Raw genomic sequence first — 2,107 nt, forward strand, 5'->3', positions numbered from 1 at the left:
CAGAGCGTCGTGGCGGCGTTGGCCGGCGCAGCGGGTGTCGTCGGGGCCGGCGGGTGCGCTGAGCGGGTCGATGGCGGCGCGCACCAACGCGGCGGCCTCGGCGTCGAGGGTGCCGCTGAGTCGCAGCCGCCCGTCGGTTTGCGCGGACAGCGTGAGGTGTCGGTCGCGGGCGCTGCACGCCGGCGTGACCGACAACCACGGGTGTACGGCCACCAGCTCCTGCAACCCGGCCAGGCCGTACAGGTCCGCCGCCTGCCGGGCGCCGTAGAAGACGTGCACCCACCGGGTCCGGTTGTAGGTGGCCAACTCCTCGACAAGTGCCTTGATCGGCGCCAGGCCGACCCCGCCGGCCACGCACAGGACGTCCCGTTCGGAGTCGCGGTCCAGGGTCATCGACCCCATCGGCGCCGCCACGCGGAGCAGCTCACCCGGCCGCACCCGGCGCACCAACGCGCCGGACACCCAGCCGGCACCCGGCGACCGCACGTGGAACTCCAGCAGGTTGTCGTCGTTCGGGGCGTTCGCGATCGAGTAGTTCCGCCACACCCGGGGGTGGTGGCGCGGCGCCTCCAGGCTCACGTACTGCCCGGCCTGCCACCGCAGCGGATGCTGGAGCGCCCGGCAGGTCAGCACGGCGGTGTCCGGGCCGTACCGCTCGTGGGTCAGCACCTCGGCGTGCCAGAACGGGGGATCGTCGTCGGCCTTCGCGCCGGCCACCATCAGGGCGGTGATCGCCGCGTACGCCTCCCGCCACGCCTGGTCGTACTCAAGGTTCCAGCCGTCGCCGGCGGTGCTACGGAGAGCGTCCAGCAAAGCGACTCCCATCGTCGCGTAGTGCGAGTCGTCGACGTGGTACTTGCGGTGGTCGCGGCCCAACGCCCGCAGGAACTCGTCGAAGCTCTCCGGGTCGTCGACCGTGTGGATCGCCGTGATGATCGCTTCCAGTAGGCGGTCGCCCTGGCCGGTCATCTGCACCGGGAAGAGTTGCCGCAGGGCGGGGTCGAGCAGGAACAGCCGGGCGTAGAAGTGCCCGCTCAGCCGGACCCGGTCGTCCTCGACCAGGGTCCAGCTCTCCTTCAGCAACCGTGCGAGGTTGTCCACGGGGCGCTCCTTCTCCTGACGGCAGCGGATCGGGCGCTCATAGAATCTCCACGGAGAGTGTCGACTGGTCGCACAGAATGTGCGATCGGCTCATGCTGGCCGGTCGGCCGTGTCACCGGCACCACCCGTCGGGCAGAGTGGTGCGGTGACCGTTGAGCTGACCCGCCCGGTGTCCCGCCGATTGCTCGGCACCGAGATGTTGCTGGTCCTCGGCCTGTCCCTCGGCCAGTCCGCCGTCTACGCGGTCGTCTCGATCGTCGCGAAGCTGACCGCCGACGGTCCGCTCTCCAAGCAGACCGCCTCGCTGAACACCTCGGCGTCGTCCCGACCCTGGCTGGACCTCACGTACCAACTGCTCGGCATCGTGTTCGCGCTGCTGCCGGTGCTGCTCGCCGTACACCTGCTCAGCCGGGACCCCGGCGACCCGGCGCGAACCCTCGGCCTGGACGCCCGGCGGCCCGGTCAGGACCTGGCCCGGGGTGCCGGCCTGGCGGCGCTGATCGGTCTGCCCGGGCTGGCCCTGTTCTGGGTGGCCGCCCAGTTGGGGGTCAACGCCACGCTGGTGCCGGCCGCGCTGCCGGACCTCTGGTGGACGGTCCCGGTGCTGATCCTCGCCGCTGTGCAGAACGCCGTGCTGGAGGAGGTGATCGTGGTCGGCTACCTGGTCACCCGGCTACGACAGCTCCACTGGCGGCTGGCGGCGATCATCGCGGCCAGCGCGCTGCTGCGTGGCTCGTACCACCTCTACCAGGGCTTTGGCGCGTTCGTCGGCAACGCGGTGATGGGCGTCGTGTTCAGCCTCTTCTACCTGCGCACCCGACGGGTGATGCCGTTGATCATCGCGCACACACTGCTCGACGTGTTCGCCTTCGTCGGCTACGCGTTGCTGCCCCGGGAGTGGTTCGACTGGCTCTGACCGGTCAGCGTCGCGCGGGCCGGTAGACGGCCACCGCGCGGGCCGCGAGCCGGTCGGAGCCAGTCGAACCACTCCCGGGGCAGCAACGCG

The 2,107-nt window shown here is 71.1% G+C and carries 2 protein-coding genes; one reads left to right on the plus strand and one right to left on the minus strand.

The window, feature by feature from the left end:
* Window positions 1–1,101: globin domain-containing protein (locus ACWCO3_RS34155; RefSeq protein ID WP_450014105.1), on the minus strand; the 1,101-nt coding region annotated here is incomplete at its 3' end.
* 145 nt (window positions 1,102–1,246) lie between these two features.
* On the opposite strand from ACWCO3_RS34155, the gene ACWCO3_RS34160 reads away from it, so the two are divergent.
* Window positions 1,247–2,017, plus strand: coding sequence for a CPBP family intramembrane glutamic endopeptidase (locus ACWCO3_RS34160; RefSeq protein ID WP_357937218.1), 771 nt, complete (start codon window positions 1,247–1,249; stop codon window positions 2,015–2,017).
* Window positions 2,018–2,107 lie beyond the last annotated feature (90 nt).

The organism is Micromonospora sp. NPDC002411, from assembly GCF_053592955.1.